A 24197-nucleotide genomic window follows, 5' to 3' on the forward strand; every position below is an offset into this window, starting at 1 on the left:
GGGCAGCAGATTCGAACCGGGCAAGCGAACGTAAAAGTCTACAACCGCCGCTTGGCTGAGCTTATCCATCACGGGCGCGCCAACCCCGCGCAGATCATTTCGCACCGCCTTAAACTCTCCGAGGGGCCTGATGCGTACAAGCACTTCGACGCCCGTGACGACGGCTGGACCAAGGTTGTACTCAAGCCTGCTGCGTAAGTAGAACAAGCGTTGTAGTTTGATCAAACGCGCACACCCGTGGGAGCGGGCTGGCTTGCGATGCAGGCACCTCGGTGCATCAGGCATACCGAGTTGATGCTATCGCGAGCAAGCCCGCTCCCACAGTTGACTGCATTCTGCTTGGGAGCCCGCCCCGGCATCTGCGCGGCCGGTTTTCTGATGAAAGGTGCTTTTACACGGCTGGTCAGCCGTAACCTGCGCTTGCGCGTTTTAAAAGGTCTGGTAGAATCCGCGGCCTAATTACGTGCGGTATTCGACAATAGTGTCGAGTGGCGGCACGCTAGCCCGAGGAAGTCACCATGAAAGCCGATATCCATCCAGCGTACGAAACCATCGAAGTAACCTGCAGCTGCGGCAACAAGTTCGAAACACGTTCGAACCTGTGCAAGCCACTGGGTACTGACGTATGCAACGAGTGCCACCCGTTCTACACCGGTAAGCAGAAAACTCTGGACACCGGCGGCCGTGTACAGCGCTTCGCAGATCGCTTTGGTGCTTTCGGCAAGAAGCCTGCTGCAGCTACTCCAGCAGAGTAAGGCTCAAAAGCCCTGCGGGCTTTTGCAAGCTGTTAAAAAAGGCGCCCATCGCGGGCGCCTTTTTTGTGCCTGAAATGTGGCCGACTTCATCCGGTAGTGCATCGCTCACATCAATGCTGAAAGAAAAAATTGTAGACATTTTTTAATCGAATTGTGAACAGTTGAGCCCTTGTGCCGCGTGGCTCTTGGCCGAAAGTCTTAGCGCAGCGGCCTTGACACCTGTGACTGACCAGTCTTGTGGGGACTTTACGACACGCGTATCCTCGGCGGTCCGTCGACCAACAGTAAAAGCGGAATGCCGATATGTCTGATTTGAAAACTGCCGCTCTCGAATATCATGCTCATCCTCGTCCAGGAAAGCTGAGTGTAGAGCTCACCAAAGCCACTGCCACCGCCCGCGACCTGTCGCTGGCCTACAGCCCTGGCGTTGCCGAGCCCGTACGTGAAATCGCCCGCGATCCTGAACTGGCGTACAAGTACACCGGCAAAGGCAACCTGGTTGCAGTGATTTCCGATGGCACCGCGATTCTCGGCCTGGGTAACCTCGGCCCATTGGCTTCCAAGCCTGTCATGGAAGGTAAAGGCGTGCTGTTCAAGCGCTTTGCCGGTATCGATGTTTTCGACATCGAAGTCGACTCCGAAAGCCCGCAGGCTTTCATCGACACCGTCAAACGTATTTCCATCACCTTCGGTGGCATCAACCTGGAAGACATCAAGGCGCCTGAGTGCTTTGAAATCGAAAAGGCCTTGATCGAGCAGTGCGACATCCCGGTATTCCACGATGACCAGCACGGCACCGCAATCGTGACTGCGGCCGGCATGATCAACGCCCTGGAAATCGCCGGCAAAACCCTGGCTGACGCGAAGATCGTCTGCCTGGGCGCCGGCGCTGCGGCCATCTCCTGCATGAAGCTGATCGTGAGCATGGGCGCCAAGCTGGAAAACATCTACATGGTCGACAGCAAGGGCGTTATCCAGTCCGAGCGTACCGACCTGAACCAGTACAAGGCGATGTTTGCCCACCCGTCGTCCAAGCGCACCCTGGCGGATGCCCTCAACGGTGCAGACGTGTTCGTCGGCCTTTCCGGCCCGAACCTGCTGAGCGCTGATGGCCTGAAATCCATGGCGGCCAACCCGATCGTGTTCGCCTGCTCCAACCCAGACCCGGAAATCTCGCCGGAGCTGGCTCACGCCACCCGTAACGACGTGATCATGGCGACTGGCCGTTCGGACTACCCGAACCAGGTCAACAACGTACTGGGCTTCCCGTTCATCTTCCGTGGTGCACTGGACGTTCGCGCCAAACGCATCAACGAAGAAATGAAAGTAGCTGCCGCCAACGCCCTGCGTGAACTGGCCAAACTGCCGGTTCCTCAAGACGTGTGCGACGCCTACGGTGGCGCCAAGCTGGAATTCGGTCGTGAGTACATCATCCCGAAACCAATGGACAAGCGCCTGATCACCCTGATCTCGGATGCCGTGGCCAAAGCCGCCATCGAGACCGGTGTGGCCACCCTGCCGTATCCGAAGCACTACCCGCTGCAAAGCGTGGATGATGTGTTCAACGGCTAAGCCGTTGTAGCGCACCAACAAAAAGCCCCGGCTCTGACGAGTCGGGGCTTTTTGCTGTGTGGCATTAAACGCGAGCCTTGTGCCGAGCCAACTGTGGGAGGGGGCTTGCTCCCGATTACAGGCTGTCAGTCAATGAATCCGGCGACTGATACGGCGCAATCGGGAGCAAGCTCCCTCCCACATTGAGGTTGCGGTTAGAACAAGTCGATCGGCGCGCCTTCATCCGCCGGCAGTGGGCTGCCCGGTGCAACACTATTGCCCAGCTCGTTGACGGATGGCGGCGTGTCTTCGCTCTTGAACAGCTCGAAGTACGCGTTCGGGGTGCTTGGCGATGCTGCGCGGCCACTGACCGGATCAATCCGCAGGCTGAGGATGCCTTCCGGCTCGGGCTGAGTGTGCAGCGGCTTGTCTTTCAAGGCCGCGCCCATGTAGCTCATCCAGATCGGCAGCGCGACGGTGCCGCCAAACTCGCGACGGCCGAGGCTTTCCGGCTGATCGTAGCCCGTCCACACAGTCGTTACGTAGTCGGCGTTGTAGCCGGAGAACCAAGCGTCTTTGGACTCGTTGGTGGTACCGGTTTTGCCCGCGATGTCTGCTCGGCCAAGGGCCAGTGCGCGTCGGCCGGTGCCCTTCTTGATCACGTCTTCAAGGATGCTGTTGAGGATGTAGGTCGTGCGGCCGTCGACGATGCGCTCAGCCACGGCCGGTGCTTGTGGCTCGGCCGGGGCAGTGGCGTTGGTGGCGGGCGCTGCGCCTGGCGTCGGCTCGATGGTGATGCCGCCGTTGCTCGGCGCCGCGAGGCCGTCGGTGGCGGCCACGCCGTTGACCACGTCACCCGGCACGCGTGGCGGGTTGGCGGTGAACAGGGTGTCGCCATTGCGGCTCTCGATCTTGTCGATCAGGTACGGCGTGATCTTGTAGCCGCCATTGGCAAACGTGCTCCAGCCCGTAGCGATTTCCATCGGCGTGAGGGTTGCGGTGCCGAGGGCCAGCGACAGATTCGGTGGCAGGTCCGACTTGGCGAAGCCAAAGCGCGTGATGTAGTCGATGGTTTTGCCGACACCCATCGCCTGCAGCAGGCGGATCGACACCAAGTTACGCGACTTGTACAGCGCCTCGCGCACGCGGATCGGGCCGAGGAAGGTGTTGGTGTCGTTCTTCGGGCGCCAGACTTTGTCCAGGTACTCGTCGACGAACACGATAGGCGCATCGTTGACCAGGCTGGCAGCGGTGTAGCCGTTGTCCAGCGCGGCGCTGTAGATAAATGGCTTGAAGCTCGAACCCGGCTGACGCTTGGCCTGGGTCGCGCGGTTGTAATTGCTTTGCTCAAAGGCGAAGCCGCCGACCAGCGCGCGGATAGCCCCGTTCTGTGGGTCCAGCGACACGAGCGCGCCCTGTGCCACGGGCACTTGGCTGAACTTCAGGCTGTCGTCTTTCTGGCGCTGCACGCGGATCAAATCACCCACCTGCGCCACGTCCGACGGCTGCTTGGGCATCGGGCCCATGCTGTTGGTGTTCAAGAAGGGGCGCGCCCACTTCATGCTGTCCCACTCCACATGCGCTTCGCCGGTGCGCGTCAGCACCTGCACGCCATCTTTCATCACTTGGGTGACGATGGCGGGTTCCAGGCCGCTGATCGGGCGCTGTTTGCTCAGTTCGGTGGTCCAGGCGCTCAGGGTTTTGCCCGGCAGGCGTGACTCAGGGCCGCGATAGCCATGGCGCTGGTCATAGGTGACCAAGCCTGAATGCACCGAGGTATTGGCGATTTCCTGCAGGTCGCTCGGCACGGTCGTGGTCACGCGAAAGCCTTCGGTGTAGGCCTCGCTGCCATAGCGGCCGACCATTTCGGCCCGCGCCATTTCAGCGATGTACGGTGCGTTCACTTCCGGCGTCGGTACGTGGTAGCTGGCGTTCAACGGCTCGGCCACGGCACTTTCATAAGCGGCCTGATCGATTTTGCCGAGCTTGTACATGCGGCCCAGGATCCAGTCGCGACGCTCTTTGCTGCGTGCCGGGTTGGCCAGCGGGTTAAAACGCGACGGTGCCTTGGGCAGGCCGGCAATCATCGCCATCTGCGCCAGGCTGGCGTCACGAATCGACTTGCCATAGTAAACCTGCGACGCCGCCTCGATCCCGTAGGCACGATTGCCCAGGTAGATTTTGTTGACGTACAGCTCAAGGATTTCGTCCTTGGTCAACTGACGTTCAATTTGCAGCGCCAGCAGAATCTCGGTGGCTTTTCGCGAAAAACTGCGCTCGCTGGTGAGGAAGAAGTTTTTCGCCACCTGCATGGTGATGGTGCTGCCGCCGGACTGAATGTGTCCGCTTTTTACCAACTGAGTGGCCGCACGCACCAGGCTGCTAGGGTCGACACCATAATGATTGGCAAAATTATCGTCTTCAGCCGACAGCAAGGCGCTGATGAAGTTGGGCGGAATGTCGGCGAAACGGATCGGTGTGCGGCGCATCTCGCCGAACTCCGCGATCAGTTTTTCATCGCTGCTGTAGACCCGCAAAGGAATCTGCAACTGGATACTTCTGAGTGCCTCTACGGAGGGCAAACCCGGACTAAGGTAGAGGTATGCACCGCTGAGTACGAGCAGTAGCCCGCAGACGACCGCGACAATGGAGTACCCGAAAAACTTCAGCAGACGAATCAAGGCTTTTGGATTTCCAGAGAAAAGAAAGAGTTACGCGTCGGGGCATGCATGGCAAACGATGGATCGACCCGAGCAGCAGATAAAAAGCGGGGAAAAACGCTGGGCATTAAAGCATTTTCGGCTTGGGGCGTCATTCGTGCTACTCAAACAAGTCGACCGAATGCACCACGCCAACGCGCAATCAGGCGGTATGACAGGCAAAATTTTAGGGAGTTTTATGCGAAAAGGATTTTTCAGGCGAAAAGTCGACGCCGTATTGGGCATCGACATCAATGACGCAGGCATCAAGCTGGTTGAGCTGGGCCGGTCAGCCGACGGCTACACCATTCAGGGTTACGCCGCCCAGGCATTGCCGGCCACGCGGTAGTCGACGGCACCTTGTTGGACCTTGCAGCCATAGGGCAGGCGCTGCGCCAGGCGTTATCGCGGCTACGCACCTCAACGCGCCGGGCGGCGGTTGCGGTGGCGGGGCCATCGGTCATCACCAGGGTGATCGAAATGCAAGCCGGGCTCAGCGACGAGGAGATGGTCTGGAACATCCAGATGGAGGCCGATCAATACATTCCTTATCCATTGGATGATGTCGCCATCGACTTTCAGGTTCGCGGCCCGTGCGCCCAAGACCCTCTGAGGGTCGAAGTAGTGTTGGCCGCCTGCCTGCGTGAGCAAGTCGAGGCCCGCGAGGCGGTTTTAGCCCTGGCCGGGCTGGTGGCGCGCGTGGTGGATGTTGAAGGGTTTGCATTGGAGCGCGCTTGCAGTCAGGATTTCGCCAGCTTCACGCCGTGCCATCGTGTCGATGGCGCACAATGGGCGGTGGATGCCCACGGGATGGGAATTGCTTGTGGGTTGGCCCTGAGGAGTTTCGCAGGATGACACGGATCAATCTTTTGCCTTGGCGTCAGGCGCTGGCCGAGCGGCGGCGCAAATACTTCCTGGTGTTTTTGCTGGTGTTCGCAGGTGTCGCGCTGGCGGCGGTGTGGCTGGCAGATCAAGTTATCGATCAGGCTATCGACCGGCAGGTAACGCGTAACAATCACCTGAGCAAAGCAGTCACCGTTCAGGATTCGCTTATCAAGACCATCGACGACTTGCAGGAGCAGAGCCTGCAAATGACCGAGCGCATGAAGGTCGTGCAGGATGTGCACGAAGCCCGCTCCGCCAGCGCCGAGCTTTTGGACAAACTGGCCCGTGCGGTGCCCGACGGGGTGCACCTGCATGAGGTGGTCGCCAAGGGCGATACCGTCAGCATCAGCGGCAGTGCCGAGTCCAGCCAGGACATCGCGCAATTGATGCGCCGCCTGGAGGCTTCTGAAGGTGCTCACGCCACTCGGTTGCGGCATGTGCGAGCGGAAGGCGAGCGCGGCGCTAACCAATTTCAACTGGTGGTGCGCCAAGGCGATTCCACCGAGGCGCTGCCATGAGCCTGCCCAGGCTCGACTTTTTCACGCTCTCTCATAACGCTGCGAAATGGCCCTTGCCGGGCAAGCTTCTATTCGGCTGCGCGCTGGCAGGGCTCGTGTTTTTAGTGGGCAACGGCGTGTACCTGAGCCCTGCGCGTGATCGGCTTAATACGTCCGAGGCGCAGGCTGTTGAACTGCGACAGGCGCTTGCGCAAAAGGCTGGCTTGGCCGCCAGCGTTGAGGGCCGCACGCGTCACGCCCACGTGATGCAGGAGGCGGTTGCCGGGCTTTTACGGCAAATGCCCGGCGAGTCAGACACCCCAGGCTTGCTCGAAGACATTGCCCGGCTGGCGGTTGCCAACGGTTTGGCGGTGGAGGGCGTCACCGTGCTGGACGAGCAACCTCAGCCGTTGTTTATCGAGGAGCCTGTGCAGGTTGGTGTTGTGGGCGCCTACCACGACTTGGCGACGTTCGTGAGTGCTCTGGGCGGGTTGTCGCGCATCGTCAGCGTGCACGATGTTGTGCTTCGTTCTGATGGCGCCCGGGTGCAACTGGCGCTGCTGGCCAAGACCTATCGGAGTGCATCGCCGCGCAGCCCCTCGGGTGTGACGGTTGAACCGCTGCCGCGATTTGCCTACAGCGCCGCTTCGCTGCGTGATCCTTTCCAGCCGCGCACCTTGCAGGTCGATCATGCGCCTGGCCGCCCGGCGCCTGCGCCAGACCTCGCTCGGGCGCGTGGAGCGCTTGAAGGTCTGGCCGTCGACCAGTTCAAAATGGTCGGCACCTTGTCCCGGGGTGTGCACACCTTCGTCTTGCTGCGCGCCGCGTCCAGCGTGCATCGGCTTGCGGTCGGCGACTACCTGGGGCCGAACCACGGCCAGGTCACGGCCATTCATGCCGGCCACATCGAACTGGCCGAGCTGTTCCCGGATGAACAGGGCGCATGGCTGCAGCGTTCGCGAACCCTCGTTTTAAACGTCAACTCATAACGGAATCAAACAATGAAAAGGACTTTGCCGTCCTTCGGTGTGGCGCTATGGATAGCGTTCACGGCACCGATGGCTTTTGCTGTGCCTCATCGCGTGGACCTGATCCAACTGCCGCCCCCCGGCAGCGCAGGTTTGGGCGCTCACCGCGGTGAAACGCTGAACCTTAACTTCCAGAACATCGAGTTGCGTGCGGTATTGCAGCAGATCGCCGATGTCGCCGGGCTCAACCTGGTTGCCAGCGATGAGGTGCAAGGCTCGATTACCCTGCGGCTCAAGGACGTGCCCTGGGATCAGGCGCTGGACCTGGTGTTGCAAACCAAAGGCTTGGACAAGCGCGTGACGGCGGGTGTTTTGCTGGTAGCGCCCGCCGAAGAGTTGGCCGCCCGCGAACTGCTGGTGCTTGAGTCGCGCAAGCAATTGGCTGAGTTGGCGCCACTGCGCCGGGAGCTGTTGCAGGTCAATTACGCCAAGGCAGCGGACCTGGCCAAGTTATTCCAGTCGGTGACCAGCATCGAAGGCGTGCCCGACGAGCGCGGCTCGGTGGTGGTGGATGAGCGCACCAATAACATCATCGCCTACCAGACCGGCGAGCGGCTTGAAGAGCTGCGGCGCATCGTGGCGCAGCTGGATATTCCGGTACGTCAGGTGATGATCGAGGCACGCATCGTCGAGGCCAATGTCGACTACGACAAAAGCCTCGGCGTGCGCTGGGGTGGCCGGCTCAACCGTGGTAACTGGGGCGCCGGCGGGCTTGGCAAGCCTTCGGCCGAGGGCGCTGAAGCACTGGCGAGCCCGCCCGGTTCGTCGTTTGTTGACTTGGGTTCACTCACGGGTACCGCAGGCATGGGCATCGGTTTTATCACCGACAACCTGTTGCTCGACCTGGAACTCACCGCCATGGAGAAAACCGGCAACGGTGAAATCGTCTCACAGCCCAAGGTGGTCACTTCCGACAAGGAGACCGCACGTATCCTCAAAGGCACCGAGATTCCCTATCAGGAATCCACCTCCAGGGGTGCCACTTCGGTGTCATTCAAGGAGGCCTCGCTGTCACTTGAGGTAACCCCACAAATTACCCCTGACGGCTGGGTGTTCATGGAGGTCAAAGTCACCAAGGACGAGCCGGACTATTTGAACAAGCTCAACGACGTTCCGCCCATCAAGAAAAACGAAGTCAACGCCAAGGTGCTGGTCAAGGATGGCGAGACCATCGTCATCGGCGGGGTTTTTTCAGATACCCAAAGCAAAGTGGTAGATAAAGTGCCATTTTTGGGCGATGTGCCGTATCTTGGCCGCCTTTTCCGGCGAGATGTGCTGGCACAAAGAAAATCCGAGCTGCTGGTATTCCTGACTCCGCGTATTATGAATAACCAGGCGATTGCTGTGAGTCGTTGATTCTGTGCGAAATTTGATTCTTGTAGGACCGATGGGGGCTGGAAAAAGCACCATCGGCCGTTTGCTGGCCAAAGAGCTGCGCCTGCCATTCAAAGATTCCGACAAGGAAATTGAATTGCGCACGGGCGCCAATATCCCATGGATTTTCGATAAGGAAGGCGAGCTGGGCTTTCGCGACCGCGAGCAGGCGATGATTGCCGAGCTGTGCGGCTTCGACGGCGTAGTGTTGGCCACCGGCGGCGGCGCTGTCATGCGCGATGAAAACCGCCGGGCGCTGCATGCTGGTGGGCGCGTGGTTTACCTGCATGCGTCGGTTGAACAGCAAGTGGGCCGTACCGCCCGTGATCGCAATCGCCCGTTGCTGCGCACCGCCGACCCGGCCAAAACCCTCAAGGATCTGCTGACGCTGCGCGATCCGCTGTATCGGGAAATCGCCGATCTGGTGGTTGAAACCGATGAGCGGCCGCCACGAATGGTGGTTCTCGACATTCTTGAGCGCTTGCAGCAGTTACCACCCCGTTAAAGCCAAGCCCGAAATGCGCTATTCTCGGCGGCGCGTTATCACGGTTCGAGGTGTGGCGCAGAGCCATCAGGCGGCGTCAACTGAGCGTTGCCGATCGTACATATATCTTCACGCGGGGACACATGCAGACACTTAAGGTCGATCTAGGCGAGCGCAGCTACCCAATCCATATTGGCGAAGGTCTGTTGGACCTGCCCGAGTTGCTTGCGCCGCATATTGCCGGTCGGCAAGTGGCGATCATCTCCAACGAAACGGTCGCGCCGCTGTACCTTGAGCGTCTGAGCCGCAGCCTGGCGGCGTACTCGGTGATTTCGGTGATCTTGCCTGACGGCGAAGCTCACAAGAACTGGGAAACCCTGCAACTGATATTTGATGGCCTGCTGACTGCGCGCCATGACCGTCGTACCACCGTGGTCGCCTTGGGCGGCGGTGTGATCGGCGACATGGCCGGTTTTGCCGCCGCCTGTTACCAGCGTGGCGTGGACTTTATCCAGGTGCCGACCACTTTGTTGTCCCAGGTCGATTCGTCGGTGGGCGGCAAAACCGGCATCAACCACCCGTTGGGCAAGAACATGGTCGGCGCGTTTTACCAGCCGCAAGCCGTACTGATCGATACCGCTACCCTCAATACCCTGCCGCCGCGCGAGCTGTCGGCGGGTCTGGCCGAGGTGATCAAGTACGGGCTGATCTGTGACGAGCCGTTTTTGACCTGGCTCGAAGCGCATGTGGACGCGCTGCGCGCCCTCGACCAAGTGGCGCTGACCGAAGCGATTTCGCGCTCCTGCGCCGCCAAGGCGCTGGTAGTGAATGCCGATGAACGTGAATCCGGCGTACGCGCCACGCTCAACTTGGGGCACACGTTCGGCCATGCGATCGAAACGCACATGGGCTATGGTGTGTGGCTGCATGGCGAGGCCGTCGCGGCTGGCACGGTGATGGCATTGGAGATGTCGCAACGCTTGGGCTGGATCAGCGCGCAAGAGCGGGATCGCGGTATCCGTCTGTTCCAGCGCGCCGGTTTGCCGGTTATTCCGCCCTCGGCAATGACTGAGGCGGATTTTCTCGAACATATGGCAATAGACAAGAAAGTGATCGACGGTCGACTGCGGCTGGTGCTGCTGCGCCACATTGGCGAAGCTGTGGTGACCGACGATTATCCGAAAGAGATTTTACAGGCTACGCTGGGAGCGGATTACCGCGCCCTGGCCCAGCTGAAAGGTTAATAAGATCCCGATGACTAGTTTGCATGCCGACGAGGCGTTCCTCGGCCATTACCAGTTAAGCCACGACCCATTCGCTCCACGGGTGCCTGGTTTCAAATTTTTCCCTGCCCAGCGCAAGCCGGTGCTTGGCCAATTGCACCATCTTGCGCGCTACAGCCAGTTGTTGCTGGTGGTCACCGGCCCATTGGGCAGCGGCAAGACCTTGCTGCGCCAGGCGCTGGTTGCCAGCACCAATAAGCAATCGGTACAGAGCGTGGTGGTGTCGGCTCGCGGTGCTGGTGATGCGGCCGGCGTGTTGCGCCAAGTGGCGCAGGCGCTGAACGTCGCCACCGCCGAGCCGAACGCGATCCTCAAGCAAGTGGTGCAGTTGGGCCTGACCGGGCAGGAAGTCTACCTGCTGGTGGACGACGCCGAGCAGCTCGACGAATCCGCCCTGGAAGCGTTGCTGGCGTTGGCGGCGGGTACGCCGGAAGGTCGCCCGCACGTGTTCCTGTTTGGTGAGTCGTCGTTAATCGCCGATCTGGAGCAGATCAGCGGTGATCAGGAGCTGTTTCACGTCATCGAACTGCAGCCGTACGAAGAGGAAGAAACCCGCGAATACCTGGCTCAACGCCTCGAAGGCGCAGGCGCTGGCATCGAACTTTTCTCCGCTTCGCAGATCTCTGATATTCACGAAAGCTCCGACGGTTGGCCTGGCACCATCAACCAGGTCGCTCGCGATGCCTTGATCGAAGCCATGATTGCCAGCCGTTCTGCGGTTAAGCGTCCAAAGATGGGGTTTACTATGCCTAAGAAGCACGTATTGGCTATTTCCGCCGTTGTCGTGGTCGCTGTCGCCGCCGCCTGGTTGATTCCAGGTCGCAGCAAAGCGCCCACCACGGCCGGCGCGCCAACCGAACAGGCGCAGTTGCCACTGGGCAAGCCCACGCCAAATGTCGAATTCGCCAACTCCGGCCAACCGACCAACCTGCCGATGGTCGGCCAACCCGTGATGCGCGGCCCGCTCGCCGAAGAAGCCGGTGGCATTGCCGAAGGCGACGACGGCGTGCCGGTTGAAGGCTCCAGCGCCACCCCGCCGACGGTTACCACCACCGCGCCACCTGCCGGCGTACCGGCTGGCCCGGCGGCGACTGCCGCTGCCAAACCCGCGCCGACGCCGACACCGGCGCCCACTGTCGCCACCGCCAAGCCTGCGCCTGTGACCAAACCGGTCGCACCTGCGCCAGCCGCCAAACCCGCCCCGGCTGCCAAGCCTGCTGAAAAACCGGCCGCCACCGTTGCCAAGGCTGGCGCTGCCGGCAGCAGCTGGTACGCCAGCCAACCGACCGGCAACTTCGTGGTGCAGATCCTCGGCACCAGCTCCGAAGCCAACGCTCAGGCGTTCGTGAAAGAGCAGGGCGGCGAGTACCGTTATTTCAAGAAAGTGCTCAACGGCAAGCCTCTCTACGTGATCACCTACGGCAATTTCTCCAGCCGTGCAGCAGCCGATTCCGCCATCAAGGCCTTGCCAGCGAAGGTTCAGGCTGGTAAACCTTGGCCTCGCACTGTCGCCAGCGTCCAACAGGAACTGGCAACAACTCGCTGAAGATTCGGCGGCCTTACCCAGGCCGCCTCTCCCGGCACCTCAAGAAAACCGCAAGTGCGTGCTGCCCTCAAGGCCGCGCGCTTTGTAGTGTCTGCGTCACAGTAGCTATTGAGTCGTAGCAGTCAAAATTAAAAAGGTTTTGACTAGCACAGCATATCGCTTTAAACCTTTCATAAATGCGACATACATTTGCGACATTTCGTCGCTAAATTTGTGAGCCTAAGTGTCGGTGTGTACAATGACCTCCCTTTTGCCCCCGCCAAGCCGGCAGACGTTCGGCGCGGAAGGTAACCGGTTGAATTGAAAAGAAATTTGTCTCGAAATAAGAGGCAGCCTGGTGAGAAAGTGTCTATGAAAGCAGGTCTGTACCAACCCGATGAATTCAAGGATAACTGCGGTTTCGGCCTGATTGCCCACATGCAGGGCGAGCCCAGTCATACCCTTTTACAAACGGCCGTCGAGGCCCTGACCTGCATGACCCACCGCGGTGGGATCAACGCCGATGGCAAGACCGGTGACGGTTGCGGCTTGCTGATTCAAAAGCCCGACCAGTTCCTGCGCGCTGTTGCTAAAGAGCAATTTGCTGTCGACCTGCCCAAGCAGTACGCCGTGGGCATGGTGTTCTTCAACCAGGACCCGGTTAAAGCGCAAGCCGCTCGCGAGAACATGAACCGCGAGATCTTGGCTGCCGGCCTGCAACTGGTGGGCTGGCGCAAAGTGCCGATCGACACCAGCGTGCTCGGCCGCCTGGCCCTGGAGCGCCTGCCGCAGATCGAACAAGTGTTTATTGCAGGTGACGGCCTGAGCGACCAGGACATGGCGATCAAGCTGTTTACCTCGCGTCGTCGCTCGTCGGTGTCCAACGCAGCCGACGCCGACCACTACATCTGCAGCTTTTCGCACAAGACCATCATTTATAAAGGCCTGATGATGCCGGCGGATTTGACCGCCTTCTATCCAGACCTGAGCGATGAGCGCCTGCAAACCGCCATTTGCGTGTTCCACCAGCGCTTCTCCACCAATACCCTGCCGAAATGGCCGCTGGCTCAGCCATTCCGTTTCCTCGCCCACAACGGCGAGATCAACACCATCACCGGCAACCGCAACTGGGCCGTGGCCCGACGCACCAAGTTCGCCAACGATTTGATGGACCTCGAAGAACTCGGCCCGCTGGTTAACCGCGTGGGTTCCGACTCCTCAAGCATGGACAACATGCTTGAGCTGATGGTCACTGGCGGCATCGACCTGTTCCGTGGCGTGCGCATGATCATTCCGCCTGCGTGGCAGAACGTCGAGACCATGGACCCGGACCTGCGGGCGTTCTATGAATACAACTCGATGCACATGGAACCGTGGGACGGCCCGGCTGGCGTGGTAATGACCGACGGCCGCTACGCGGTGTGCCTGCTCGACCGTAACGGTCTGCGCCCGGCGCGTTGGGTCACCACCACCAACGGTTTCATCACCCTGGCGTCGGAAATCGGCGTTTGGGACTACAAACCTGAAGACGTTATCGCCAAAGGCCGTGTAGGGCCTGGCCAGATCCTGGCCGTGGACACTGAAACCGGGCAGATCCTCGACACTGACGCCATTGACAACCGCTTGAAGTCGCGTCACCCGTACAAGCAATGGCTGCGCAAGAACGCTTTGCGCATCCAGGCGACCATGGAAGACAACGACCACGGTTCGGCTTTTTATGACGTGGACCAGCTCAAGCAGTACATGAAGATGTACCAGGTCACGTTCGAGGAGCGCGACCAAGTGCTGCGCCCGCTCGGCGAGCAAGGCTACGAGGCCGTCGGCTCGATGGGCGATGACACGCCAATGGCCGTGCTGTCCCAGCGCGTGCGCACGCCGTACGACTACTTCCGCCAGCAATTTGCGCAGGTCACCAACCCGCCGATTGACCCGCTGCGTGAAGCCATCGTGATGTCGCTGGAAGTGTGCCTCGGTGCCGAGCGCAACATCTTCCAGGAATCGCCGGAGCACGCGTCCCGCGTGATCCTCAGTTCGCCGGTTATTTCGCCAGCCAAGTGGCGTTCGTTGATGACCCTGGAACGCCCGGGCTTCGACCGCCAGATCATCGACCTGAACTACGACGAAAGCCTCGGCCTTGAAGCCGCTGTGCGCAACGTCGCCGATCAGGCCGAAGAAGCGGTGCGCGCCGGTCGTACCCAAATCGTACTGACCGACCGCCACATTGCCCCAGGCAAACTGCCGATCCACGCCTCTTTGGCCACCGGCGCGGTGCACCACCGCCTGACCGAAAAAGGCCTGCGTTGCGACTCCAACATCCTTGTGGAAACCGCCACCGCCCGCGACCCGCACCACTTTGCGGTGCTGATCGGCTTCGGCGCCTCGGCGGTTTATCCGTTCCTGGCGTACGAAGTGCTGGGTGACCTGATCCGTACTGGCGAAGTGCTCGGCGACCTTTATGAGGTGTTCAAGAACTACCGCAAGGGCATCACCAAGGGCCTGTTGAAGATCCTCTCGAAGATGGGCATCTCCACCGTTACCTCGTACCGTGGCGCGCAGTTGTTCGAGGCTATCGGCCTGTCCGAAGAGGTCTGCGAGTTGAGCTTTCGTGGCGTGCCGAGCCGCATCAAGGGCGCGCGCTTCGTCGACCTCGAAGCCGAACAAAAAGCCCTGGCGGCCGAAGCCTGGAGCGCGCGCAAGCCGATCCAGCAAGGCGGCCTGCTCAAGTTCGTGCACGGTGGCGAATACCACGCGTACAACCCCGACGTGGTCAGCACCCTGCAAGCCGCTGTGCAGCAGGGCGACTACGCCAAGTTCAAGGAATACACCGCGCTGGTGGATAACCGCCCGGTGTCGATGATCCGCGATATGTTCAAGGTCAAAACCCTCGACACGCCGCTGGCGATCAGTGAAATCGAACCGCTGGAATCGATCCTCAAGCGTTTCGACTCCGCGGGCATTTCCCTTGGCGCGTTGTCGCCTGAGGCTCACGAAGCCCTGGCCGAAGCCATGAACCGCCTGGGTGCGCGTTCCAACTCCGGCGAAGGCGGTGAAGACCCGGCGCGCTACGGCACCATCAAAAGCTCGAAAATCAAGCAGGTCGCGACCGGCCGTTTCGGTGTAACCCCCGAATACCTGGTCAACGCCGAAGTGCTGCAGATCAAAGTCGCGCAGGGCGCCAAGCCCGGCGAGGGCGGGCAACTGCCTGGCGGCAAGGTCAACGGTTTGATCGCCAAACTGCGTTATGCAGTCCCCGGCGTGACCCTGATTTCGCCACCGCCGCACCACGACATCTATTCGATTGAAGACCTGTCGCAGCTGATTTTCGACTTGAAACAAGTCAACCCGCAGGCGCTGGTCTCGGTGAAACTGGTCGCAGAAGCCGGCGTGGGCACCATCGCCGCCGGTGTGGCCAAGGCCTATGCCGACCTGATCACCATCTCGGGCTACGACGGTGGCACTGGCGCTTCGCCGCTGACCTCGATCAAATACGCGGGCGCACCGTGGGAACTCGGCCTGGCTGAAACTCACCAGACCCTGCGCGGCAACGACCTGCGCGGCAAGGTGCGGGTGCAAACCGACGGCGGCCTGAAAACCGGCCTCGACGTGATCAAGGCCGCGATCCTCGGCGCCGAAAGCTTCGGCTTCGGCACTGCGCCAATGATCGCGCTGGGCTGCAAATACCTGCGCATCTGCCACCTGAACAACTGCGCCACCGGCGTCGCGACGCAGAACGAAAAGCTGCGCAAGGATCACTACATCGGCACCGTCGACATGGTGGTGAACTTCTTCACCTACGTCGCCGAAGAAACCCGTGAGTGGCTGGCCAAGCTGGGCGTGCGTTCGCTGGAAGAACTGATCGGCCGCACCGACCTGCTCGACATCCTTCAAGGCCAGACCGCCAAGCAACAGCACTTGGACTTGACGCCGCTGTTGGGCAGCGATCACATCCCGGCCGACAAGCCACAATTCTGCCAGGTAGAGCGCAACCCACCGTTCGACAAAGGCCTGTTGGCCGAGAAGATGGTCGACATGGCCAGCTCCTCGATCAATGACGCCAGCGGCGGCGAATTCGCGCTGGATATTTGCAACTGCGACCGCTCCATCGGCGCACGTATCTCCGGCGAAATCGCGCGCAAGCACGGCAACCAGGGCATGGCCAAGGCGCCGATCACGTTCCGCTTCAAGGGCACTGCGGGCCAGAGTTTTGGCGTGTGGAACGCCGGCGGCCTGCACATGTACCTGGAAGGTGACGCCAACGACTACGTGGGCAAGGGCATGACCGGCGGCAAGTTGGTGATCGTTCCCCCAGCGGGCAGCGTTTACAAGTCGCAAGACAGCGCGATTATCGGCAACACCTGCTTGTACGGCGCCACCGGTGGCAAGCTGTTTGCCGCGGGTACGGCCGGTGAGCGTTTCGCCGTGCGTAACTCCGGTGCCCACACCGTGGTGGAAGGCACTGGCGATCACTGCTGCGAGTACATGACCGGCGGTTTTGTCGCGGTACTCGGCAAGACCGGTTACAACTTCGGTTCGGGCATGACCGGCGGTTTCGCCTACGTGCTCGACCAGGACAACACCTTCGTCGACAAGGTCAACCACGAGCTGGTCGAGATCCAGCGGATCAGCGGCGAAGCCATGGAATCCTACCGGAACCACTTGCAGCACGTGCTGGACGAGTACGTCGAGGAAACCGGCAGCGAATGGGGGCGTAACCTCGCCGAAAACCTGGACGACTACCTGCGTCGTTTCTGGCTGGTCAAGCCCAAGGCTGCCAACCTGAAATCGTTGCTTTCCAGCATCCGTGCCAACCCGCAGTGATATGCGCCTGAAGAAGTTTGATGAGGTTTTAACATGGCTGAACGTCTGAATAACGACTTCCAGTTCATCGATGTCGGGCGCAAAGATCCGAAGAAGAAACTGTTGCGTCAACGCAAAAAAGAGTTCGTGGAAATCTACGAACCCTTCAAGCCCCAGCACTCGGCCGACCAGGCCCACCGCTGCCTGGGGTGCGGTAACCCGTATTGTGAATGGAAGTGCCCGGTGCACAACTTCATTCCCAATTGGCTGAAACTGGTGGCCGAGGGCAACATCCTCGCGGCCGCCGAGCTGTCGCACCAAACCAACACCTTGCCGGAAGTGTGCGGCCGCGTTTGCCCACAGGACCGTCTGTGTGAGGGCGCTTGCACGCTCAATGACGGTTTTGGCGCAGTGACTATCGGCTCGGTGGAGAAGTACATCACCGACACCGCGTTCGCCATGGGCTGGCGCCCGGACATGTCCAAGGTCAAGCCGACCGGCAAACGCGTCGCGATCATTGGCGCAGGCCCGGCTGGTTTGGGCTGTGCCGACGTGCTGGTGCGCGGCGGCGTGACCCCGGTGGTGTTCGACAAGAACCCGGAAATCGGCGGCTTGCTGACCTTCGGCATCCCCGAGTTCAAGCTGGAAAAAACCGTACTGAGCAACCGTCGTGAAGTGTTCACCGGCATGGGCATCGAGTTCCGCCTGAACACCGAGATCGGCAAAGACGTGACCATGGAGCAACTGCTCGCCGAATACGATGCCGTGTTCATGGGCATGGGCACCTACACCTACATGAAGGGCGGCTTTGCCGGTGAGGATTTGCCGGGCGTGTATGACGCGCTCGACTACCTGATCGCCAACGTCAACCGCAACCTGGGCTTTGAAAAGGCGCCGGAAGACTTCGTCGACATGAAAGGCAAAAAGGTCGTGGTGCTGGGCGGTGGTGACACCGCGATGGACTGCAACCGCACCTCGATTCGCCAGGGCGCCAAGTCGGTGATCTGTGCGTACCGTCGTGACGAAGCCAACATGCCGGGCTCGCGCAAAGAGGTAAAGAACGCCAAGGAAGAAGGCGTGCGATTCCTCTACAACCGCCAGCCGATCGCTATCGTCGGTGAAGACCGCGTCGAAGGCGTGAAGGTGGTAGAGACGCGTCTCGGCGAGCCGGACGCGCGTGGCCGCCGCAGCCCTGAGCCGATTCCGGGCTCTGAAGAGATCATCCCGGCAGACGCCGTGGTCATCGCTTTCGGTTTCCGCCCAAGCCCGGCGCCGTGGTTCGGGCAGTTCGAGATCCAGACCGACAGCCAGGGCCGTGTAGTTGCCCCGGAACAAGGCCAGTACAAGCACCAGACCAGCAACCCGAAAATCTTCGCCGGTGGCGATATGGTTCGTGGTTCTGACCTGGTGGTGACGGCGATCTTCGAAGGCCGCAATGCCGCCGAAGGCATCCTCGATTACCTGCAGGTCTAAGCCCAATCCCGAGTCGAAACGGGATCAACAGGTGGGAGGTGGCTTGCTCCCGATGGTGGTGTATCAGTCACCCAATGTATTGACTGACACTCAGCTATCGGGAGCAAGCCCCCTCCCACATTTGCTTTCAGCGCATTCAATACCCCGCGACAAATCGACCCGATAGACAAAAGGCACGGCGCATACCGTGCCTTTTGCGTCGCGCTCTGAGAAAATGCCCGCACTTTTTTTGCGGATGCCGACATGACTGCCCTCAAGAACGACCGTTTCCTTCGTGCCCTGCTCAAGCAACCCGTAGACGTCACGCCCGTGTGGATGATGCGTCAAGCCGGTCGCTACCTGCCGGAATACCGCGCCAGTCGCGCCCATGCCGGCGACTTCATGAGCCTGTGCATGAACCCTGCGTTCGCCTGCGAAGTCACGATGCAGCCGCTGGACCGCTATCCACAACTGGACGCGGCCATTCTGTTCTCCGATATTCTCACCATCCCTGACGCCATGGGCCAAGGCCTGTACTTCGAGACCGGCGAAGGCCCGCGTTTCAGGAAGGTCGTCAGCACCCTGGCCGATATCGAAGCCCTGCCGATCCCCGACCCGCACAAAGACCTCGGTTACGTGATGGACGCCGTCAGCACCATCCGCCGCGAACTGAACGGCCGCGTGCCGCTGATCGGCTTCTCCGGCAGCCCATGGACCTTGGCCACCTACATGGTCGAAGGCGGCTCGTCGAAAGACTTCCGCAAAACCAAGGCCATGCTCTACGACAACCCGCAAGCCATGCACCTGCTGCTGGACAAGCTGGCGCAGTCGGTCACCAGCTACCTCAACGGCCAGATCATGGCCGGCGCGCAAGCGGTGCAGATTTTCGACACGTGGGGCGGCAACCTGTCGGCGGCGGCGTACCAGGAGTTCTCCCTGGCTTACATGCGCAAAATCGTCAGCGGCCTGATCCGCGAACACGAAGGCCGCAAAGTGCCGGTGATCTTGTTCACCAAAGGCGGCGGCCTGTGGCTGGAAAGCATCGCCGACGCCGGTGCTGACGCGCTCGGCCTGGACTGGACCTGCGACATCGGCGAAGCCGCCGCCGCGTCGGCAACCAGGTTGCGTTGCAAGGCAACATGGACCCGACCGTGCTCTACGCCAAGCCGGAAGCGATCCGCAGCGAAGTCGGGCGTATTCTCGAAAGCTACGGCAAAGGCAGTGGACACGTGTTCAACCTCGGCCACGGCATCACGCCAGAAGTGAACCCGGAGCATGCCGGCGCGTTCCTGCGCGCGGTGCATGAGCTGTCGGCGCAGTATCACGAGTGATTGCAGCCCTATCAAAAACGCCCGGCTAATGCCGCGTTTTTGTCTGGGTTGGTTTTAGTGTCCGAGGAGTTGTTCTGCATAGCGAGCAACGACGTGGTCGAACGCTTCGTATTGACCACTGAGGGGCTGACGCGAACGCTGAATGATGGTCTCCAACTCTTCCATCGTGAAATCAGCCAGAAAGGCGTTGTCGAAAATACCTTCCAGTTTCTCCTTGCGGCGGCTGTTCAGGAACTCAATATCCAGTGCAAGCAGATTGATCATGCTCTCGGCAGGTGAGTCGTCATTGCCTTTAATCTCACCTAACAAGGTGAATCTGAATCGATTCTCGCAGTCATCCTCTAGCGGAGATATGTGGGTGTCCTCGCAGAAGTCGCTTTTTTTGCTGTGACCGCAGTGGGCGGGCTTGGGCGTTTCTGTCTCACCTTGGCAAGATGCGTGAAGGTTTATATATTCCAGACCCAGGTGCCTGAAGTGTTTCTGGGGCCGGAAGTGCTCTATGTGGCTGGAGTCCAGTGTGATTTTGTCGCCGCAATAACAGCACGCATAACCTTGTTCGTTGAGCAGGCTGGTGTGCAGTTCCTTTTTCTGTGGGTGCTTAAGATCGCGATAAGTGGGCGTCCACTGCTCATTTTCTAATGCTTTCCACTCGGTAAATGATACGGGTTCAGTTCCTTTGATAACGCGTTTCATCGACCAATCATCTCCTTGCGCTTGAGGAGCGCTTCAGCTCTGAGGAACTCCGGAAGACCGGGCGCTTTTGTTCTGAGCGTCTGAAGTTGAGTCTTGGCTTTTTGAAGGTCGTTGCCTTCGATTGTGCTGAACAGTTCGCTAAGGAGCATTTCTATTTCCGGCTCTCGTTCGGATACACCCATGACTTCTTCGAGTACCCGGCTGGAGTCGAGTCCGTACGTAACTCGTGGGTGTGAGCTATCACCGCGGTCTAAAAGCATGACCTCCTCAGGCCTCAGACTACCGATGATTTGCGGTGAGTGGCTGGCGGCGATGAATTGCACATTGGGAAATGCGGCCTTCAGGGCTTGAACGATACTGCGCTGCCAAGCGGGATGCAGGTGAATATCCAATTCATCAATAACCACAATGCCCGAGGTATCTTTCAGCACGTTCTTACCGAGGTGTGGGTTAAGAATGCACATGCGGCGGGCAATGTCGGCGAAGAGCGCAATCATTCCACGTTGACCATCACTGAGTTCGTAGAATGGAAGGGTGTTGTTGCCTGAAAGATTGATCAGAAGGCTTTGAAGCCTTATGTCATAACGCAAGCCTTGCGCGTCTGGAACCGCGAATTGTATGGCTTGGTTAACCCACGCAAGTTCGTCATCAAATTCCACAGGTGCGGTTTTCGTGTCCAAAAGGTCTTGCATGCGTTCGAGGGTTCGCCCAATCAACCAACCCTCAAAATCTTTCAAGTCGGTAACGGCATCGAACCAATTGTTGTAGCCGTCGAATCGGGATACGCGTTGTTGCGCAGCAAACTCGGCAGACACGTTGGCACTCTTCCAGTGGCGATTAGCACGATAAAACGCCAGTACCGGCAGGTCCACATTCACAGCAAGATTGATGCTGGTTTTTATAAGTTGAATTTGAGACTCAACTTCAGAGTCGACGAGATAAGGTTCTGTGTCTCCAGCGTGCGCCAGCTTCCACTCAGTCGCTTTGAAAATATTGCCTTTTGCTGCTATTCGAACAGGGTCAATGCGTTCGAGTCGTGTACGGCCATTTACACTGTCGATCACGAACCGAATATCTTTCGTCTGCAGGCAGGGTTGTTCTGCACGTACAAGTTTGCCAAATTCGAAAAATGAAACCGCCACCGCCTGCAACAACGAAGTCTTGCCACTCCCATTAACCCCCACCACCAGGTTAAACCCCGGCTGAAAGTTAAAAGTGGCTTCTTCGTAGCAACGAAAATTCTGAATGTGAAGCTGGTCCAGGCGCATTCTGGCTTTCCTTTACCAAGACTGACGAATGCCGTCAGTGTACCTTGGCCCGTCAGAACCGCCAGAGGCGCAGGTGTTACTGGCTTTTGGCGTGCCCCAATGGCGCCAACTTTGCCAGCTTCAACGCCACCAGCAGCGCACCGGTCAACAGCGCCACGATAAACCCGCCAATTCCGTTCCAGCCGGCAAAATGCCAGAAGAACCCGCCCGCTGTACCGGCAATGCTCGAACCCGCGTAGTAGCAGAACAGGTACAACGACGAGGCCTGGCCCTTGGCTTTCAGCGCGCGGCGGCCGATCCAACTGCTGGCAACCGAGTGGGCGGCGAAGAAGCCAAAGGTGAAGATCAGCATGCCGGGCACCACCAGCCATAGCGGCCTGAACAGCGTCAGGGCGATGCCTGCGAGCATCAACACGATGGTGGCCCAGAGTACGCGGCGGCGGCCGAGGCGGTCGGCCAGCGAGCCGATTTTTGCCGAGCTGTAGATGCCCGACAGGTACACCAGCGAGAGCAGGCCGACCACCGCTTGGCTCAGCTCATAGGGCGAGGCCAGCAGGCGATAGCCGATGTAGTTGAACAGCGTGACGAACGCGCCCATCAACAGAAACGCTTCGAGGAACAACCACGGCAGGCCTGCGTCCTTGAAGTGCATCACGAAGCCTTCCACCAGGCTGCGTGGCTTGAGGCTGCTGGCGCGGAAGTTGCGCGACTCGGGGAGGATTTTCCAGAACACCGTGGCCGCGATCAGTGCCAGGGCGCCGATGATCAGCGTCGCGGTGTGCCAACTGACAAAGTCGATCAGCACGCCCATGATCAAGCGCCCGCTCATGCCGCCAATCGCGTTGCCGCCGATGTACAGGCCCATGGCCAAGCCAATATGTTGCGGATGAATCTCTTCGCTCAGGTAAGTCATCGCCACCGCGGCCAAGCCGCTTAAAGACAGGCCGACCAGCGCGCGCATCAGCAGAATCCCTTCCCACGTCGGCATCAAACCGCTGGCGATAGTCGCCAGCGCCGCGCAGAACAGCGCCGCAACCATCACCGGTTTGCGCCCGAGTGTGTCGGAAACCGGCCCGGTGATCAGCAAACCCAGCGCGAGCATCGCTGTAGCCACCGACAGGATCAGGCTGCTTTGCGCCGCATTGATGGAAAACTCATGGGACAGCGCCGGCATCATCGGCTGCACGCAATACAGCAGGGCAAAGGTGGCGAAACCACCGGAGAACAGCGCCAGCACTGTGCGCATGAACATCGGTGTGCCTTTTTCGATGTACTCCTCGTTGAGCTGGGCCACCACCTCATCCAGGGCGGAAGGCGGGACTTCTTGAGCAAAGGGCGCGACAGCAGATTTCACAAGGACCTCGGGGAGGGAAAGCCTGCCAGGACTGGCAATGGAAAAAGAATATAGCTGCCTAATGATTCTTTCCAATATATTGTTCGACCTGTTTGAGAGCTTTTACGACCTAATGGGGTTTGCATGGAATTACGTCACCTGCGGTACTTCATTGCCGTCGCCGAAGAACTGCATTTCGGTCGCGCCGCGCAGGTGCTGGGCATCTCGCAACCGCCGTTGAGCCAGCAGATTCAAGCGCTGGAGCGGGAAGTGGGCGCGCGGTTATTTGAGCGCACCAATCGTCGGGTTGAACTGAGCGAAGCCGGACGATTGTTCCTGCAAGAGGCGCGGCTGGTGCTGGCTCAAGTCGATAAAGCGGCGGACGTGGCGCGTCGCGCGCAGTTTGGCGAACTGGGCGAATTGAAGATCGGCTTCACCTCGTCGGCGCCGTTCAACGCGAGCATTCCGCAGGCGATCTTCGCGTTTCGCCAGGCGTTCCCGGCGGTGCACCTGAACCTGCAGGAGATGAGCAGCACGGAAGTCGCCGAGTCGCTGGTGGATGAGTCGATTCAAGTCGGCTTGATGCGCCCGCTGCCATTGCCGGATTCGCTGAGCGTGGTTGAGCTGATGCGCGAACCTTTGGTCGCGGTACTCAGCGCCGGTCACCCCTTGGTGGCGGGCAGTGAGCGCGGCTTGCACCTGGCGCAACTGGCTGAGGAGCCGTTTGTATTTTTCCCGCGCAGCTACGGCAGCGGCCTGTACGCGCAGCTGATCAACCTGGCACGCGACGCCGGCTTCAGCCCGCACTTCGCCCAGGAAGCCGGCGAGGCCATGACGATTATCGGGCTGGTGGCAGCGGGTTTGGGCGTGTCGGTGCTGCCGGCGTCTTACCAGCGCATACGCATTGATGGCGTGGTGTATCGCACCTTGCTCGACCAGGAGGCGGTAACGTCGGTATGGCTGGTGCAACGCAAAGGCGCGCAAACGCCGATGGCCAAAGCGTTTGTGGACCTGTTGACGCGCAAGTCCACTCAGTAAAGCCCGGCGATCAGGCCGGCATCTGTGGCGAGCGAGCAAGCCCGCTCGCCACCGATTGCAGGCGGTCTGTTTTCAGGCATACTGGCCCAGTTCCCGAAAGGGGCTTGTGAGACTCTGAGGATCCTGGGTAACCAGCCATCGCAGAGCCAGGCAGGAGGTGGCGATGACAAGCCAACCTGTTTGTGAAGAGGGCGCCGAAAGGCG

At 59.9% G+C, this 24197-nt stretch carries 14 protein-coding genes and 4 pseudogenes; 14 read left to right on the forward strand and 4 right to left on the reverse strand.

Features of this window, described 5'->3' with window-relative positions; all coding sequences use genetic code 11:
• The 3 genes and pseudogenes from F0169_RS20500 to F0169_RS20510 all read left to right on the forward strand — a co-directional run.
• Window positions 1-198, forward strand: a pseudogene (locus tag F0169_RS20500) (aldehyde dehydrogenase); the annotation flags it as partial.
• Window positions 199-518: 320 nt separating this feature from the next.
• The gene (gene rpmE, locus F0169_RS20505; RefSeq protein WP_003237330.1) at window positions 519-755 is read left to right on the forward strand and encodes a 50S ribosomal protein L31; all 237 of its coding nucleotides are present in this window, start codon (window positions 519-521) and stop codon (window positions 753-755) included.
• A gap of 303 nt (window positions 756-1058) precedes the next feature.
• On the forward strand, window positions 1059-2327 hold the full coding sequence (locus tag F0169_RS20510; protein WP_099240886.1) for a malic enzyme-like NAD(P)-binding protein: 1269 nt from the start codon (window positions 1059-1061) through the stop codon (window positions 2325-2327).
• Window positions 2328-2521: 194 nt separating this feature from the next.
• Here the strand turns inward: F0169_RS20510 and F0169_RS20515 are convergent, their stop codons facing one another.
• Window positions 2522-4984 carry a penicillin-binding protein 1A gene (locus F0169_RS20515; protein ID WP_425274308.1) on the reverse strand — a complete coding sequence of 821 codons (2463 nt, stop codon included), beginning with the start codon at window positions 4982-4984 and terminating at the stop codon, window positions 2522-2524.
• A gap of 220 nt (window positions 4985-5204) precedes the next feature.
• Between F0169_RS20515 and pilM the strand changes: the two are divergent.
• The 10 genes and pseudogenes from pilM (at window position 5205) to hemE (ending at window position 19661) form a co-directional block, all read left to right on the forward strand.
• Window positions 5205-5860 (forward strand): annotated as a pseudogene (gene pilM / locus F0169_RS20520) (type IV pilus biogenesis protein PilM).
• Window positions 5857-6408, forward strand: coding sequence for a PilN domain-containing protein (locus tag F0169_RS20525; RefSeq protein ID WP_058411826.1), 552 nt, complete (start codon window positions 5857-5859; stop codon window positions 6406-6408). The pseudogene pilM and the gene F0169_RS20525 overlap by 4 nt, the downstream one beginning before the upstream one ends.
• Complete coding sequence (locus F0169_RS20530; protein ID WP_152747479.1) at window positions 6405-7376, forward strand: pilus assembly protein PilP; 972 nt, start codon at window positions 6405-6407, stop codon at window positions 7374-7376. The genes F0169_RS20525 and F0169_RS20530 overlap by 4 nt, the downstream gene beginning before the upstream one ends.
• A 138-nt stretch (window positions 7377-7514) precedes the next feature.
• Window positions 7515-8771 (forward strand): annotated as a pseudogene (locus tag F0169_RS20535) (type IV pilus secretin PilQ); the annotation flags it as partial.
• A 4-nt stretch (window positions 8772-8775) separates the two neighbouring features.
• Window positions 8776-9294 (forward strand): shikimate kinase AroK, encoded by a 519-nt coding sequence (aroK, locus tag F0169_RS20540; protein ID WP_058411823.1) that lies wholly within the window; start codon window positions 8776-8778, stop codon window positions 9292-9294.
• A 122-nt stretch (window positions 9295-9416) separates the two neighbouring features.
• Window positions 9417-10517 carry a 3-dehydroquinate synthase gene (gene aroB / locus F0169_RS20545; RefSeq protein ID WP_122251956.1) on the forward strand — a complete coding sequence of 367 codons (1101 nt, stop codon included), beginning with the start codon at window positions 9417-9419 and terminating at the stop codon, window positions 10515-10517.
• A 10-nt stretch (window positions 10518-10527) separates the two neighbouring features.
• Complete coding sequence (locus F0169_RS20550) at window positions 10528-12102, forward strand: SPOR domain-containing protein (protein WP_058411821.1); 1575 nt, start codon at window positions 10528-10530, stop codon at window positions 12100-12102.
• 351 nt (window positions 12103-12453) lie between these two features.
• Window positions 12454-16899 carry a glutamate synthase large subunit gene (gltB, locus tag F0169_RS20560; protein ID WP_058411820.1) on the forward strand — a complete coding sequence of 1482 codons (4446 nt, stop codon included), beginning with the start codon at window positions 12454-12456 and terminating at the stop codon, window positions 16897-16899.
• 33 nt (window positions 16900-16932) lie between these two features.
• Window positions 16933-18351 (forward strand): FAD-dependent oxidoreductase, encoded by a 1419-nt coding sequence (locus tag F0169_RS20565; protein WP_152747481.1) that lies wholly within the window; start codon window positions 16933-16935, stop codon window positions 18349-18351.
• A 243-nt stretch (window positions 18352-18594) separates the two neighbouring features.
• Window positions 18595-19661: pseudogene (hemE, locus tag F0169_RS20570) on the forward strand (uroporphyrinogen decarboxylase).
• A gap of 54 nt (window positions 19662-19715) precedes the next feature.
• On the opposite strand, the gene F0169_RS20575 reads toward hemE, so the two are convergent.
• The 3 genes from F0169_RS20575 to F0169_RS20585 form a co-directional block, all read right to left on the reverse strand.
• The gene (locus F0169_RS20575) at window positions 19716-20354 is read right to left on the reverse strand and encodes a retron system putative HNH endonuclease (protein WP_152747482.1); all 639 of its coding nucleotides are present in this window, start codon (window positions 20352-20354) and stop codon (window positions 19716-19718) included.
• A complete protein-coding gene (locus F0169_RS20580) occupies window positions 20351-21622 on the reverse strand; it encodes an AAA family ATPase (protein ID WP_152747483.1) in 1272 nt (423 codons plus the stop codon). Before F0169_RS20580 ends, F0169_RS20575 begins: the two co-directional genes overlap by 4 nt.
• Window positions 21623-21698: 76 nt before the next feature.
• Window positions 21699-22928, reverse strand: coding sequence for an MFS transporter (locus F0169_RS20585; protein ID WP_152747498.1), 1230 nt, complete (start codon window positions 22926-22928; stop codon window positions 21699-21701).
• A gap of 171 nt (window positions 22929-23099) precedes the next feature.
• Here F0169_RS20585 and F0169_RS20590 point away from each other — a divergent pair, with 171 nt between their 5' ends.
• Window positions 23100-23993 (forward strand): LysR family transcriptional regulator, encoded by an 894-nt coding sequence (locus F0169_RS20590; RefSeq protein ID WP_152747484.1) that lies wholly within the window; start codon window positions 23100-23102, stop codon window positions 23991-23993.
• The last annotated feature ends 204 nt before the right edge of the window (window positions 23994-24197 follow it).

The sequence above is a fragment of the Pseudomonas kitaguniensis genome, from assembly GCF_009296165.1.
In the GTDB taxonomy this organism is placed as follows: domain Bacteria; phylum Pseudomonadota; class Gammaproteobacteria; order Pseudomonadales; family Pseudomonadaceae; genus Aquipseudomonas; species Aquipseudomonas kitaguniensis.

Bases quoted from the DNA above. Each gene is read 5' to 3' on its own strand.
- rpmE (WP_003237330.1), top strand. From the start codon at position 519: ATGAAAGCCGATATCCATCCAGCGTACGAAACCATCGAAGTAACCTGC.
- F0169_RS20580 (WP_152747483.1), bottom strand. From the start codon at position 21,622: ATGCGCCTGGACCAGCTTCACATTCAGAATTTTCGTTGCTACGAAGAA.
- F0169_RS20510 (WP_099240886.1), top strand. From the start codon at position 1,059: ATGTCTGATTTGAAAACTGCCGCTCTCGAATATCATGCTCATCCTCGT.
- gltB (WP_058411820.1), top strand. From the start codon at position 12,454: ATGAAAGCAGGTCTGTACCAACCCGATGAATTCAAGGATAACTGCGGT.
- F0169_RS20525 (WP_058411826.1), top strand. From the start codon at position 5,857: ATGACACGGATCAATCTTTTGCCTTGGCGTCAGGCGCTGGCCGAGCGG.
- F0169_RS20550 (WP_058411821.1), top strand. From the start codon at position 10,528: ATGACTAGTTTGCATGCCGACGAGGCGTTCCTCGGCCATTACCAGTTA.
- F0169_RS20565 (WP_152747481.1), top strand. From the start codon at position 16,933: ATGGCTGAACGTCTGAATAACGACTTCCAGTTCATCGATGTCGGGCGC.
- aroB (WP_122251956.1), top strand. From the start codon at position 9,417: ATGCAGACACTTAAGGTCGATCTAGGCGAGCGCAGCTACCCAATCCAT.
- F0169_RS20590 (WP_152747484.1), top strand. From the start codon at position 23,100: ATGGAATTACGTCACCTGCGGTACTTCATTGCCGTCGCCGAAGAACTG.
- F0169_RS20530 (WP_152747479.1), top strand. From the start codon at position 6,405: ATGAGCCTGCCCAGGCTCGACTTTTTCACGCTCTCTCATAACGCTGCG.
- F0169_RS20575 (WP_152747482.1), bottom strand. From the start codon at position 20,354: ATGAAACGCGTTATCAAAGGAACTGAACCCGTATCATTTACCGAGTGG.